11 protein-coding genes are annotated in these 14,497 nt (G+C 46.3%); 1 reads left to right on the plus strand and 10 read right to left on the minus strand.

Annotation, left to right across the window (positions count from 1 at the left end):
- Positions 1–30: 30 nt before the first annotated feature.
- The 8 genes from carB to lspA form a co-directional block, all read right to left on the minus strand.
- A complete protein-coding gene (carB, locus tag BXP28_RS07900; RefSeq protein WP_023485564.1) occupies positions 31–3,240 on the minus strand; it encodes a carbamoyl-phosphate synthase large subunit in 3,210 nt (1,069 codons plus the stop codon).
- A gap of 7 nt (positions 3,241–3,247) precedes the next feature.
- Positions 3,248–4,405: a carbamoyl phosphate synthase small subunit gene (locus tag BXP28_RS07905; protein WP_036656848.1), complete on the minus strand. Its 1,158-nt coding sequence runs from the start codon at positions 4,403–4,405 to the stop codon at positions 3,248–3,250.
- 22 nt (positions 4,406–4,427) lie between these two features.
- Positions 4,428–5,744 (minus strand): dihydroorotase, encoded by a 1,317-nt coding sequence (pyrC, locus tag BXP28_RS07910; RefSeq protein WP_023485566.1) that lies wholly within the window; start codon positions 5,742–5,744, stop codon positions 4,428–4,430.
- Between the two features lie 52 nt (positions 5,745–5,796).
- Positions 5,797–6,654, minus strand: a complete 858-nt coding sequence (locus BXP28_RS07915) for an aspartate carbamoyltransferase catalytic subunit (RefSeq protein ID WP_206764681.1) — start codon at positions 6,652–6,654, stop codon at positions 5,797–5,799.
- Between the two features lie 52 nt (positions 6,655–6,706).
- Entirely contained in the window at positions 6,707–7,252 is a 546-nt protein-coding gene (gene pyrR / locus BXP28_RS07920) for a bifunctional pyr operon transcriptional regulator/uracil phosphoribosyltransferase PyrR (protein WP_023485568.1), read from the minus strand.
- A gap of 341 nt (positions 7,253–7,593) precedes the next feature.
- On the minus strand, positions 7,594–8,844 hold the full coding sequence (locus BXP28_RS07925) for an LL-diaminopimelate aminotransferase (RefSeq protein ID WP_023485569.1): 1,251 nt from the start codon (positions 8,842–8,844) through the stop codon (positions 7,594–7,596).
- A 154-nt stretch (positions 8,845–8,998) separates the two neighbouring features.
- Entirely contained in the window at positions 8,999–9,934 is a 936-nt protein-coding gene (locus tag BXP28_RS07930) for an RluA family pseudouridine synthase (RefSeq protein WP_023485570.1), read from the minus strand.
- Positions 9,924–10,445: a signal peptidase II gene (gene lspA / locus BXP28_RS07935; protein WP_023485571.1), complete on the minus strand. Its 522-nt coding sequence runs from the start codon at positions 10,443–10,445 to the stop codon at positions 9,924–9,926. Before lspA ends, BXP28_RS07930 begins: the two co-directional genes overlap by 11 nt.
- A 144-nt stretch (positions 10,446–10,589) precedes the next feature.
- Between lspA and BXP28_RS07940 the strand changes: the two genes are divergently transcribed.
- Entirely contained in the window at positions 10,590–11,321 is a 732-nt protein-coding gene (locus BXP28_RS07940; protein ID WP_024094484.1) for a TraR/DksA C4-type zinc finger protein, read from the plus strand.
- An 11-nt stretch (positions 11,322–11,332) separates the two neighbouring features.
- Here BXP28_RS07940 and BXP28_RS07945 read toward each other — a convergent pair whose 3' ends face one another.
- Complete coding sequence (locus BXP28_RS07945) at positions 11,333–11,608, minus strand: DUF5665 domain-containing protein (protein WP_374049676.1); 276 nt, start codon at positions 11,606–11,608, stop codon at positions 11,333–11,335.
- Positions 11,609–11,728: 120 nt separating this feature from the next.
- The gene (gene ileS / locus BXP28_RS07950) at positions 11,729–14,497 is read right to left on the minus strand and encodes an isoleucine--tRNA ligase (RefSeq protein WP_024094486.1); all 2,769 of its coding nucleotides are present in this window, start codon (positions 14,495–14,497) and stop codon (positions 11,729–11,731) included.

Genomic DNA, 14,497 nt, shown 5'->3' on the forward strand with positions numbered 1-14,497 from the left:
ATAACAGCCTAACCGATGCCTTTTTTCAGCTTAAGCTTTTACAGGCATAGCCCTCGATGAGAAATGGATAGCCTCCAGCATGTGCAGAAGAGCGGATACGGTATCCAGCGACGTCATACACACAATTCCGTTCTCCACCGCTTCTCTCCGGATACGGAATCCGTCACGCTGAGGCTCCTTTCCCTTGGTCAGCGTGTTGACGACAATATGTGCTTCACCGTTTCTGATCAAGTCCAGGATGTTTGGAGAACCTTCACTTAGCTTATTAACGGTTCTTACAGGTAGTCCTGCTTCTTCTAAGGCTTGCGCTGTTCCGCCAATAGCGATGATCTTGTAACCTAAACGATAGAACCCGCTGAAGATTCGGACCGCTTCCTCTTTATCTTTATCCGCTACTGTGGCGATGATGGTGCCTGCTGACGGAATCTTCATTCCGGAACCAATCAGGCCTTTATATAACGCCTTTTCAAAATTCACATCACGCCCCATTACTTCTCCGGTGGATTTCATTTCCGGGCCAAGAGTTGTATCTACCCGTCTCAGTTTGGCAAAGGAGAAGACCGGAACTTTGACCGAGACAAACTTGTCTTCCGGATAAAGTCCGCTTTCATAGCCTAGGTCAGCCAATTTTTCACCCAGGATCACCCGTGTCGCCACATTGGCCATTGGAATATTGGTCACTTTGCTCAGGAAAGGTACCGTCCGAGAGGAGCGCGGGTTCACTTCGATGACGTACACTTTATCTTGGAATATAACGAATTGAATGTTTACCAGCCCGACAATTTCAAGGCCTTTGGCTATTTTCGTCGTAATCTCCACAATTTTACGCTTAATGTCATCTGATAAGGTTTGTGGAGGATAAACCGCAATGGAGTCACCCGAGTGTACTCCGGCTCTTTCTACATGTTCCATGATTCCCGGAATTAGAACCGTTTCTTTGTCACAGATGGCATCCACTTCCACTTCCTTGCCGAGCATATAACGGTCAATTAGGACGGGGTGTTCCGGATTTATTTTCACAGCATATTCCATATAGCTCAAGAGTTCTTCATCCGAATAAACAATTTCCATCGCACGTCCGCCAAGTACATAGGAAGGCCGGACCAGAACCGGATAACCAAATTGGGAAGCTGTTCCGACTGCCTCGTCTACATTGGTTACTGTTCCACCCGGAGGCTGTGCAATATCCAAGGCCGTCAGGAGAGCCTCGAACTCCTTACGGTTTTCTGCCCGATCGATGTTTTTCAGATCGGTCCCAAGTATGCGAACTCCGGCTTTGGCCAAAGGTTCTGCCAGATTAATAGCTGTCTGGCCGCCGAACTGAACGATTACACCAATGGGCTTTTCCCTTTCGATAACATTCAGAACATCTTCCAGATATAAAGGCTCAAAATATAGCCGGTCTGAAGTACTGAAGTCTGTGGATACCGTCTCCGGGTTGTTGTTTATGATGACCGCTTCATAACCAGCAGATTGTATAGCCCAGACCGCGTGAACTGTGGAATAGTCGAACTCGATTCCCTGCCCGATACGAATCGGTCCGGAACCGAGCACAATCACTTTTTCTTTCCCGTTATCCAGAACCTCATCCTCGGTTTCATAGGTTGAATAATAGTAAGGAGTGGCCACTTCAAACTCGGCAGCACAAGTATCCACCATCTTATAGACAGGCTTTAGGTTTAATTCCTGCCGGTATGCCCTTACTTCTGATTCAGCTGTATAAGAGGTTAACCCCTTTAGACTGCGGATTTCAGCAATAGCCCGGTCTGTGAAACCCAAACGTTTGGCTTCATAGAGGAGTTTCTGACTCAACTCACCCGATGCTATCCGTTCTTCAAAACGGATCATGCCCTCCAGCTTATGCAGAAACCACCAGTCGATTTTTGTAAGGTTCTGAAGCTGTTGAATGGTATATCCTCTACGGAAAGCTTCAGCCAGAAGGAAAAGACGTTCATCATCCGGTTTCTGGAGTTTTTGTTCCAAATCTTCCCTAGATTGCTGGTCTGTTTCCTTGAGCGATAGACGATGCACACCAATTTCCAGGGAACGAACAGCTTTATGGATGGATTCCTCAAAGGAACGGCCAATCGCCATAACTTCCCCTGTTGCTTTCATCTGTGTTCCCAGTTTCCGGTTGGCTGATGTAAACTTATCAAACGGCCAGCGCGGGATTTTGGACACAACGTAATCCAGCGTCGGCTCAAAACAGGCATAGGTTTGTCCGGTCACCGGGTTCATAAGTTCATCAAGCGTATACCCGATGGCAATCTTGGCCGCCATTTTGGCGATTGGATATCCGGTCGCTTTGGAAGCCAGGGCAGATGACCGGCTAACCCGGGGATTCACTTCAATAACATAATATTGATAACTTTGCGGGTCCAGAGCAAACTGTACGTTACACCCGCCCTCAATATTCAAAGCTCGGATAATTTTCAGGGATGCCGATCTCAGCATTTGATATTCCCGGTCGGATAAAGTCTGACTTGGGGCGACTACGATGCTGTCCCCTGTATGAACGCCGACAGGGTCAAGGTTCTCCATATTACAAACGACAATGCAGTTATCGTGTTTATCCCTCATTACTTCATATTCAACTTCCTTCATACCGGCGATGCTCTTTTCAACGAGACATTGCCCAATAGGACTGTACCGGATACCGGAAGATACTACTTCCATTAATTCTTCCTCAGTACCGCATATACCTCCACCTGTTCCTCCCAATGTGTAAGCGGGACGGACGATAATCGGATAGCCGATTTCTCCTGCAAAGTTAACGGCTTCTTCCACGGTAGTCACGATTGTACTTTCCGGTACCGGCTGCTCCAATTCTTTCATCAGTTCCCGGAACAAATCCCGGTCCTCAGCCCTTTCAATTGCATCCAGCTGTGTGCCCAGAAGCCTGACATTTTCTCTTTCAAGCACGCCCATTTTAGCCAATTCTACCGCCATATTAAGACCAGTCTGCCCTCCCAGTGTCGGAAGGAGGCCGTCAGGCTGTTCCTGGCGGATAATTTGTGTAATGAACTCTGGCGTGATCGGTTCAATATATACCTTGTCGGCCATATTCGTATCTGTCATAATGGTGGCCGGATTACTGTTGATGAGAACGACTTCCATGCCTTCTTCTTTTAATGCTTCGCAAGCCTGTGTGCCGGCGTAATCAAATTCTGCCGCCTGGCCAATGACGATCGGTCCGGAACCGATCACCAAAATTTTTTTAAAACCTTTATTTTTGGGCATAGTGAAGTTATCCTTTCGCAGATGTTTCTGTTATCCGGTTTTTCTTTTCCCATTCCGCAAGCATCCGGGCTTGTCTGGATTCCCCGGGACGGGATTCCTGAAAGGTATGGATCATGTCGATAAATTGGTCAAACAGGTATCCTGAGTCAAACGGCCCCGGTGCCGCTTCCGGATGATATTGAACAGAGAAGGCATCAAACTTGCTGTGCTTCAGTCCCTCGATTGTGCGGTCATTGTTATTGATGTGTGTAACAATGAGTCCAGTCCCTTGAATACTGTCCTCTTTGACCGAATATCCATGGTTCTGCGAAGTAATATAGCAGCGCCCCGTTTCCAGTTCCTTAACCGGATGATTGCCGCCACGATGGCCGAATTTCAGCTTTTCCGTGTCTGCCCCACAGGCAAGGGCAAACAATTGATGACCGAGACAGATGCCGAACAGAGGGTAATCACCCAGTAGCTGGCTCACAGCTTCTACGGCATAAGGAACATCTTTCGGATCCCCGGGCCCGTTGGACAGGAGGATTCCGTCCGGGTTTAATCTCCGTATTTGATCTGCTGTTGTATCATGAGGAACCACCACGACTTCACATCCGCGCTTGGTCAGTTCTTTGACAATATTATTTTTGGCTCCAAAATCCATTAATACGACCCGTTCTTTAGACCCGGGAGCGTGGTAAATATGAGAGGTAGATACTCTGGATAATTGATCCCGCATAAGCCGGGCCCCGTGAAGGCGTTCAAACAGCTCTGCATTCGAAGTATCGGATGTTGTAAGCAGGGCCTTCATCACACCATGATGCCGGATTTTTCTTGTCAGCATCCGTGTGTCAATTTCACTGATACCGATAATTCCGTATTCTTTTAAAAGCTGGTCTAGTGTATATTCCGCTCTCCAGTTACTGGGGACCTCTTCATGATGTCTAACGACAAATCCATGAATGTAAGGGCGGATTGATTCAAAGTCATCCCGATTTATACCATAATTGCCAATCAGCGGGTAAGTCATAGTTACGATTTGTCCACAGTACGACGGATCTGAAAGAACTTCCTGGTAACCGGTGATTCCTGTATTAAAAACGACCTCGCCAACGGACTCGCCTTCACTGCCGAAGGCTTTGCCTGTAAAGATCGTGCCATCTTCAAGTAGTAGTCTTGCTTTCATGTCTTCTCCTCCTCCGCTTTCCTTAGAGATTGCCATCAGACCAAACGGTGGTGCCTCCCACCATAGTAAGTACCGGCCATCCTTTTAGCTTCCAACCTGCAAAAGGAGTATTTTTGCTTTTTGACAAAAATTGTTCCGGATTAACTGGATGTTCACTCTCCAGATCAATAATGGTTATATCCGCATCTTGACCTATTTCAATTTTGCCGGATTTCAGCCCAAACACTTCTGCGGGTTTTGCCGTCATTTTGTCCAGGAGGAAGGATAAGCTCCATCTGCCGGTTTCCACAAACCTGGTGTACATTAAAGGAAAAGCTGTTTCGAGTCCCACGATACCAAAGGGTGCATGCTGCATACCCTTTGCTTTTTCTTCCTGACTGTGAGGAGCATGGTCCGTTACAATAATGTCGATCGTACCGTCCTCCACCGCCTCAAGCAAAGCCTCCACATCTCTTGGAGAACGAAGCGGCGGGTTCATTTTCCAATTTGCATCTAGTCCTGGGATGTCTTCTTCTGATAAGATCAGGTGGTGAGGGCAAACCTCAGCCGTAACATGAATGCCGAGCTGCTTTGCCTGGCGGATAAGCCGGACGGATTGTTCAGTACTTACATGACAGACGTGATAGTGTACGCCGGTTGCCTCCGCAAGCAGAATATCACGTCCCACATGAATGGCTTCGGATTCATTAGGTATCCCTTTCAATCCGTGCTTTTTCGCAAAGGATCCTTCTGTCACGGGTGCTCCTACTACCAGGGTATCGTCTTCACAGTGGGCAATTACAGGCATATCCAGTGATTTAGCCAAGTTCATGGCATCTTTCATCATCTGCGCGCTTTGGATACCCACACCATCATCGGTGAAGCCAATGACCCCCGCTTTTTTTAAATCCTCAAACTCCGTCAATTCCCGGCAAAGCTCCCTCACCGTGATGGATCCATACGGAAGGACGCGGACACCGCTGCCCTCTTGTTCGGCCTTATCATAAATCAAACGGACGGTTTCAGCCGTATCGATAACGGGCTTAGTGTTGGGCATGCAGGCGATGGTTGTAAAACCGCCTTTTGCCGCAGAACGGGTACCCGTTGCAATGGTTTCTTTATGTTCAAAACCAGGCTCTCGGAGGTGTACATGCATGTCGATCAATCCGGGAGCAACTAGTTTTCCTGCGGCATCAATGACGTTGTGGCCCGACAATTCAGGAAGACCCTCAGAGGCCAGCATAATACCAGCAAGCTTGCCATTTTCAATGTAAAGGTGTTCGTTCACCGGTTTTTCTCCGGATATATGCGGTACTTCCGTCCCTTGTGCAATTAATCCGTTGATGATCCATGTACCCATGTTTCTCCTCCTAAAAGTAGTCTGTAATGAATAAATCTGCTTCTTTCTTTGTTTAGTTTAATGCCCTTTCGATTACCGCCATCCGGATGGGAACTCCATGGACAATTTGGGTGAAAATCTTGGATTTGGGACATTCGACCAGTTCATCATCCAATTCCACGTTCCGATTAACCGGGGCAGGATGCATGATGATCGAGTGGCTGCTCATCTGTTCCATTCTTTCCTTTGTGAGTCCATAATGCTTCCGGTAATCTTCGCTTGAGCCAAACAGCTGGGAAGGATGCCGTTCCAGCTGGACACGCAGCAGCATCACCACATCCGCTTTCAGGGCTTCCTCCATACTGACGTAAGGTGCGTACCCGCTAAGCTCGAGCGACTGCATCATCTCGGGTGCGCAGAATTGGACACGGGCACCCAGCTCCCGCAGAGCCCAAAGATTAGAACGGGCTACCCGGCTGTATTTGATATCACCGATAATTGAGACCGTCAACCCCCGCAAAGTTCCAAAATGCTTTCGCATTGTGTAAAGATCAAGCAGCGCCTGAGTAGGGTGTTCATTATTGCCGTCACCCGCATTAATGAGAGGGATATGCATCTTTTCCGCCAATTCCGGCAGCAGTCCGACTGGCGTCAGCCGAATGATTCCAACGTCGCTGCCTATGGATTCAAGTGTGCGTAGGGTGTCATAGATGCTCTCTCCCTTTTGCACGCTGGATTGGGAGGATGAAAAGTTGAGGACCTGCATACCCAGTCTTTTTTCGGCTACTTCGAAGGAAAAACGGGTTCTCGTACTATTTTCAAAAAACAGGTTGGCCGCAAATTTCCCTTCCAACTGCTTGCTTACTTTAACCGGATGGTCCTCCCAGTAAGCAGCCCGGTCCAAAATGCTTGTGAGTTCCCCGCGACTCATTCCTCTAAGTCCAATCAAATGCTTTGCGGATAAAGTTTGCACAGCGCTCACGTTAATTCCCCCTCTGTTGAATGATGACGACCTCGTCTTGGTTGTCAATCTCGCTTAAATTTACAACGACTTTTTCATGTCTGGATGTAGGTACGTTTTTGCCAACATAATCGGGGCGGATGGGCAGCTCCCGGTGTCCTCTGTCAAGCAGTACGGCAAGTTGAATCATCCGTGGTCTGCCATGATCAATTAGTGCATCCATCGCTGCTCTTACAGTTCGTCCCGTAAACAGGACATCATCAAAAAGAATGACGGTTTTATCTTGAATTCGGAGCGTTTCCCCCTTCATCATCGTTTCCATCGATTCTACCTTCATCCGGTCATCCCGGTAGGAAGTGATATCCAGTTCTCCAACTGGAACCGGCACACCCTCTATTTCCTGAATGCGGAGGGCTACACGTTCCGCCAGATAAATGCCGCGGGTACGGATACCGATGATAATGCAATCTTCTACTCCTTTGTTTTTTTCCAGAATTTCATGGGCGATCCTGGTCAGTGCCCTTCTGATTCCCATTTCATCCATAATGGTATGCTTATTTTCCAACATCTTGGCGAGTGCCTCCTTTTCCCTTTGTCGCAGAGAACGGACATAAGCAGAAACGGCTTTGTCGAACTCGTAGGAACGATACCGTTTTTAGATCATTTGTTTCCTTAACAAAAAAACTCCTTGCCCTGGCGGCAAGGAGTTTTACACTCTTATGTGCACACGAAAATATATGGAGCAGCTCCCCTGATAGGCACAGCGTGCCCTTCAGGGTATTCACCAGCACGCATGCTGATGAGTACTCTTATCGTCGTTTACCTTGCCAGCCTCTCTGGACTGTCTGTTAAAGGTACTTATTCACTTGACGATTATTATGACTTTACACGTTTTTAAAGTCAAGCTTTTTATTTCCATTCAAATTGTACATCAGTTAAACGGCGCTTGATCTCCTTAATGACTCTTTTTTCTTCCTCCACTCCATCAGCGGCGAAGGTAACGGAAAACCGGACGAAATGTCCCGCATCATCCCACGGAACAGTGGAAATCAATTTCTCGCGAATCAGGTACTGGGAAAAATCCTCGGCTGTTTCAAACCGCCCCTCCCCTTTGATTCCTTTCGGAGCCTCAACATAGAGGAAGAAGGAACCTTGAGGTTTTTCAGCTGAAAAACCGACTTCATTTAAAGCAGCAACCAGCATGTCATGGCGCCGGGAATATTTTTCAGCAATTTTTTCTGTAATTTCAGGATGATCCAACCCGTAGGCAGCAGCCTTCTGAATGGCAATAAACTGGCCGGAATCATTGTTATCTTTCACATCACCGAATACTTTGACAATAAGCGGATTCCCGGCAACAAATCCGATTCTCCATCCCGTCATGTTGTATGATTTGGATAAAGAATGAAGTTCAACACCCACTTCTTTCGCCCCGGGAACGGACATGAAACTTAACGGCTTTCTTCCGTCATAAGTCAATGCCGCATAAGGGGCATCATGAATGATGACAATATCATACTTTTTGGCAAAAGCCACCACATCTTCGAAAAACTCTCTCGTTGCACTCGCTCCCGTAGGATTATTGGGATAGTTTAAGTAAAATAATTTTGCCCTTCTGCAAATTGACTCGGGAATAGCCGATAAATCCGGCAGGAACTGATTTTCCTTAGTCAGCGTAACATTGTATACTTCCCCGCCTAGATATTTGGTATGGGTACCCAAAACAGGATAGCCAGGAACTGTCATAATGGTAACATCCCCAGGATTGATGAAGCAGGAAGGAAGCATAGCCAAGGCCGGTTTGGTACCGATGGAGTGCAGTACTTCCGTTTCAGGATCAATTCCATCCACACTAAATACATTCTTTAGATATCGGGCGGCGGCATCTTTGAAATCTTGAATTCCATTATCTGCATAGCCGCGATTTTCCGGCTTCGCAGCTTCTTCCGCAAGTTTCGCTACGATGCCGGATTCGGCCATCTCATCAGGCTCACCGACCCCCATATCAATGAGTTCCGTATCCGGATGTTCCTGACGTGCAGCTGCTTTAGCCCGTTTTATCTTCTCAAATTTATAAATAGCCGTGCCTTTTCCATAGTTGGCACCGCCGATTCGTTCTGCAAAAAGTTGTTGAATATAGCTTTCATTATGTTCCGTCATACGATTTTTACTCCTTTTTAAAAATAGGAAAGCCCAATCTGCAGGCTGGAGTATCGATCAGGCTTCCTATCTTTAGGATAAAAAATTATCCGGGACGGGAGAATGGAGTTTTCGGTTAAACTTTTGCATGATTTGACTGATACTTGTTCAAAAACTACCGATTTCGGAGAGAATGAATCAGTTGCTTCATGTCCTCAGGAAGGGGTGCTTCGAATTCCAGATACTCCCTTGTCATCGGATGTTTGAATCCGAGTACTGCCGCATGAAGAGCTTGTCCCCTTATCCATTCTTTTTTGCTTTTTCCATACGCAGGATCTCCGACAAGAGGATGACCAATGAATTTCATATGAACGCGAATCTGATGTGTTCTGCCGGTCTCCAGTTTCAGCTCGGTCAGTGTATAGTCCCCAAATCGTTCCATGACAACAAAGTGGGTAACGGCTTCTTTACTGTTCTTCTCCGTAACAGTATAAAGCTTACGGTCTTTAGGGTCCCGGCCAATTGGCGCCTCAACGGTACCTTGTTCATGAGCTAGGTTGCCCTGAACGAGAGCCAAATATTTGCGTGTTACCGAATGTTCCTTTAGCTGGTCAGCAAGACTAGCATGGGCTTTGTCATGTTTGGCTGCCATAATAAGCCCGGATGTATCCTTATCAATCCGGTGTACAATCCCCGGCCGCATTTCCCCATTAATTCCTGATAAATCCTTGCAATGGTACATCAAGGCATTGACGAGTGTGCCGGATGAATGCCCGGGAGCCGGGTGGACAACCATCCCCCTTGGTTTATTGACGACAATAACGTCTTTGTCTTCATAATAAATATCGAGCGGAATAGGTTCGGGCCGGATATCTACTTGTTCCGGATCAGGAATATTCAGTTTTATTCTGTCCCCTTCCGCCAATTTATAATTTGGTTTGACTTGCTTTTCATTGACGGATATATGCCCTTCCTTGATCCACTGCTGAATTTGAGTTCTTGATACGCCATCCAGACATTCAGAAACAAATTTATCAATCCGTTCGCCCGCATGCTCTTCACCAGCTATCCAATCCTCAAAGCCATCCAGTTCTATATGTTCATTCTTCATGTTGAGCAACCTTTTGTCCCTTTCGTTCTTTTAACCAGGATAAAATGGCATCCAGGAAAATCAACGCCACTCCTATAACAATGGTACAATCTGCCACATTGAAAATGGGGTAAATATAGTCGATTTCTTGCCCGAACAGGGAAAATTGGAAATGTACCTGAAAAAAGTCCACAACTTCACCCGAAACGGCACGGTCAATAAAATTGCCCAGTGCACCTCCAAGCAGCAGAGAAAGGGCAAATGATAAAAGTTTCTTGTTTTCGCGGATTGTACTTCTGAGATAAATTACGATTCCAACTACAATAATGATTGTAATTACGATAAAAAACCACCGCTGATTTTCCAGAATGCCAAACGCCGCTCCTGTATTTCTATGGGAAGTGAACCCGAAAAATTCACCCAAAACGGGCACATAATCCTGTAGAGGAATTGTTTTTACTACCCATAGTTTTGTCAACTGGTCAATAATAAACACAGCCAGTGCAACTACAGCATATTTTACTGCCTTCATCCTCATCCCCCCTAAAGGTTTTGCATAGCAAAAACACTTCGTAAGCATCTGCTTACGATATCGGCCTACAAGGATTTACCTAGTTAAAAAAGCCGCCCCTTGCAAACCCTACAAACAGGAATTGCGGAAGGGAGTGATTTGTTCATGAATCATTTAACTGCTGATCAGATCGGCAAGATCAGGCAGCAGCTTCTTTTAGAAAAAAAAGACTTAACCAAACATTTAGAATCCGATAACCGTTTTGGCCTCGCTTCATCATTAGGTGAAAATACCGGTGAACTTTCTTCTTATGATAATCATCCAGGCGACCTTGCCACCGAGCTGTACGAACGGGAAAAGGATGTCGCCCTCCTTGAAAGTGCCGAACACCAGCTGGATCAGATTCAAATTGCCCTGGAAAGAATAGAAAAAGGCAAATACGGCCTCTGTTTTTATTGCCATGAGCCTATTCCTTATGAACGTCTTGAAGCGATTCCGACTACGATGTACTGCATTAATCACGTTCCCGATCCTAATGTCTCGGCCCGCAGGCCGGTAGAGGAACAAGTACTGGCTCCTCCATTTGGCCGTACGAGCCTGGACGAAAGGGATGACCAAAATCAGTTTGACGGGGAAGACGCCTGGCAAATTGTTGAAAGCTGGGGTAATTCCAATACTCCGGCCATGGCGGAAGACAGGGAAGTGACCAGCTATGATGACATGTATGTGGAAGCCGATGAAAACGACGGTTATGTTGAAACCTTTGAAAGTTTTCTGGCAACAGATATGTTCGGTTCACATGTATCGGTTGTCCGCAACAAGGCCTACAAAGAATATATCCAGGGAGGAGAAGGGGAAGCGCTTCTTGAACCTGAATATCTCGAGGATTTGGAGTAATTGTTTTACTTTTAAAACCGGTGTCCCTCCAGCTGAAATTGGACATATCTGACAATCTCGGCAATATAATCGCCAATGATAGGAAGATTCAAGGCCCCGAGTAATTGAAGCAAATACAAAATAGTACCGGCAAAAAAAGTAAAGCCGATGGCAATACCTACTCCTCTGGAGATACCGGCAATAATATTTCTTTTTATCAATTTTCGCGGACTATTCAGAAGTTCCATGTAATCGGCAATTTGGGTCCGTTCGATGTTTTTTGCAAGTTCCGTTATTTTTTCATCGATGTTCTGTAGAAGCTTGCGATTTTGGTCCTCTTGATCCGGTTTCACAGGCAACCCTCCTGGGCAGGACAAACGAGCTTGACTGATTTCCGCAAAAGAAACAGAAAAGCTCGTTTTTCCTTATTACTCTACTCCACTTTGTTCAATCACGTAACTGCATCGCTTGCAGAGGGTAGGATGCTTCTCATTTTCCCCCACTTCGGGTGTAACTATCCAGCATCGTTCACATTTTTCCCCTTCCGCGACAATCACTTGTACCGACAATTTATTAAAGGAATGAGCTTCTTCCGGTGTTTCCGTTCCCGGCTGATGGAGAGTAACAGCCGAAACGATGAAAAGCTGATCCAGATCCTTCAGATTTGTTAACAATTCATACGTTTTCTGATCCGGATATAGATGTACTGCTGCACTCAGAGAATTTCCAATCACTTTTTGTTTCCGGGCGTCTTCCAGAGCTTTCAGTACATCGTCACGAATTCCCAGGAATTCAGACCATTTTTCCTCCAAACCGTTTGAATATACCGATGAATTAACCTCCGGCAGAATTGCAAGCTGTACACTTTCCTCCGATACTTCTGGAATATAACTCCATACCTCATCAGCTGTATGCGGAAGGATTGGAGCGATCAGTTTTGTGATGGCAAGCAGGGTTTCATACATAACAGTTTGTGAAGCTTTCCTTGCCGGATCGTCCGGACTGTTTGCATATAAACGGTCTTTGATAATATCCAGATAGAAGGAGCTCATCTCTACCGCACAGAAATGATGGATCGTCTGATAAACCAGGTGGAATTCGTATGCATCATAGGCCCGCACCACTTTTTCGATCATTCTGTTCAATCGGATATAGGCATAACGGTCCAATTCCTCCATCTGTTCCACAGGCACTTTATCAGTCACAGGATTAAAATAGCTCAAATTCCCCAGTAAAAAGCGTAAGGTGTTACGGATTTTCCGGTACACTTCGGTTATTTGATTCAAAATTTTATCCGAAACCCGGTGATCCTGTTGATAATCTACAGAAGCTACCCACAAGCGCAAAATATCTGCTCCAAGTTTCTCACAGACTTGGTTCGGATCGATCGTATTCCCGATGGATTTGGACATTTTACGGCCTTCTCCGTCCAAAGTAAAGCCATGGCTTAGGACTCCCTTGTAAGGGGCCTCCTCTTTAACCGCCACTCCGGTAATCAGAGAAGAGTTAAACCAACCGCGGTACTGGTCCGATCCTTCCAGATACAGATCAGCCGGCCAACTCAGTTCATTGCGTTGACCCAGGACAGCCGCATGGCTGGAACCGGAGTCAAACCAAACATCCATAATGTCTTTTTCTTTGGTAAATTCCTCATGTCCGCAATTCGGGCAAACCGTTCCTTCTGGAAGGAGTTCCTTTGCACCCTTGATAAACCAGGCATTGGAGCCTTCCTTGGCGAAAATATCCGCTACATGCTGGGTAGTGGCTTCATTAACCAGATGGTGATTACAGCTGCGGCAATAAAAAATCGGAATCGGAACACCCCATGCCCGTTGACGGGAAATACACCAGTCCCCGCGGTCAGCAATCATGTTATGAAGACGGACTTCCCCCCATGATGGCGTCCATTTGACTTCCTTGATTTCCTCCAGCATTTTTTCACGGAATTTATCAACTGAAGCAAACCATTGCTCTGTGGCACGGAATATAACCGGTTTTTTGGTCCGCCAGTCATGCGGATATTGGTGCCGGATACTGTTAACTGCAAGCAAGTGCCCGTTTTGTTTCAGTTCTTCCACAATCAGCTTGTTGGCTTTTTCATAAAACAGGCCCTCATAACCAGGGGCTTCGGCTGTCATATGGCCCCTGTCATCGACCGGGCTAAGCACTCCAATGCCGTATTTTTGTCCGATAATAAAATCGTCTTCCCCGTGTCCGGGAGCTGTATGAACACAACCGGTTCCGGATTCCAGTGTTACATGCTCACCATTCATGACCAGTGAATCCCGGTCATAGAATGGATGTTTGCATACGGCATATTCCAGTTCTTTCCCTTTAACTGTGGATAGCACCTGGTAATCCGTCCATTCCATTTCTTTAGCTGCCGCTTCAAGCAGTCCTTGAGCAAGAACATATTTTCTGCCTTGTACTTGTATCACAGCGTAATCAAAATCCGGATGGACACTTATTCCCAGGTTAGCCGGAAGCGTCCAAGGTGTGGTCGTCCAGATGATTACCGCAGCATCTTCAGGAAGTTTTCCTTTACCGTCCTTCACATCAAAAGCCACATAAACAGATAGGGAGGTTTTTTCCCTATACTCAATCTCGGCCTCAGCCAGAGCACTCTCAGAAGATGGTGACCAATATACGGGTTTAAGCCCTTTATAGATATATCCTTTACGTACCATTTTCCCGAATAACCGGATTTGTTCAGCTTCATACTCAGGTTGAAGAGTAATATAAGGATGTTCCCAGTCTCCTCTTACTCCCAGACGAATGAATTGTTCTTTTTGTTTCTCTACCCATTTCATGGCATACTCTTTACAGTACTCACGGAATTCCGGTACACTCATTTGCTTACGGTCTACTTTACCACTGTTGGCAATTGCCTGCTCGATTGGCAGACCATGTGTATCCCATCCGGGAACATATGGAGCATCATAGCCCTGCATCGTTTTGAAACGGATAATGAAATCTTTCAGCAGTTTATTTAAAGCATGTCCGATATGGATATCTCCATTCGCATAGGGAGGCCCGTCATGCAGAATAAATTTCGGTTTTCCTTCTTGATGCTTCTTAACCTTATTATAGATGTCCATATCCTTCCAACGCTCCTGCATCTTTGGCTCGGCCGTCGGGAGGTTGCCTCTCATCGGAAAATCTGTTTTGAGAAGCTGTAGTGTTTTTCCATAATCCAA

It is taken from the genome of Paenibacillus larvae subsp. larvae, assembly GCF_002003265.1.
Classification (GTDB): Bacteria; Bacillota; Bacilli; order Paenibacillales; family NBRC-103111; genus Paenibacillus_H; species Paenibacillus_H larvae.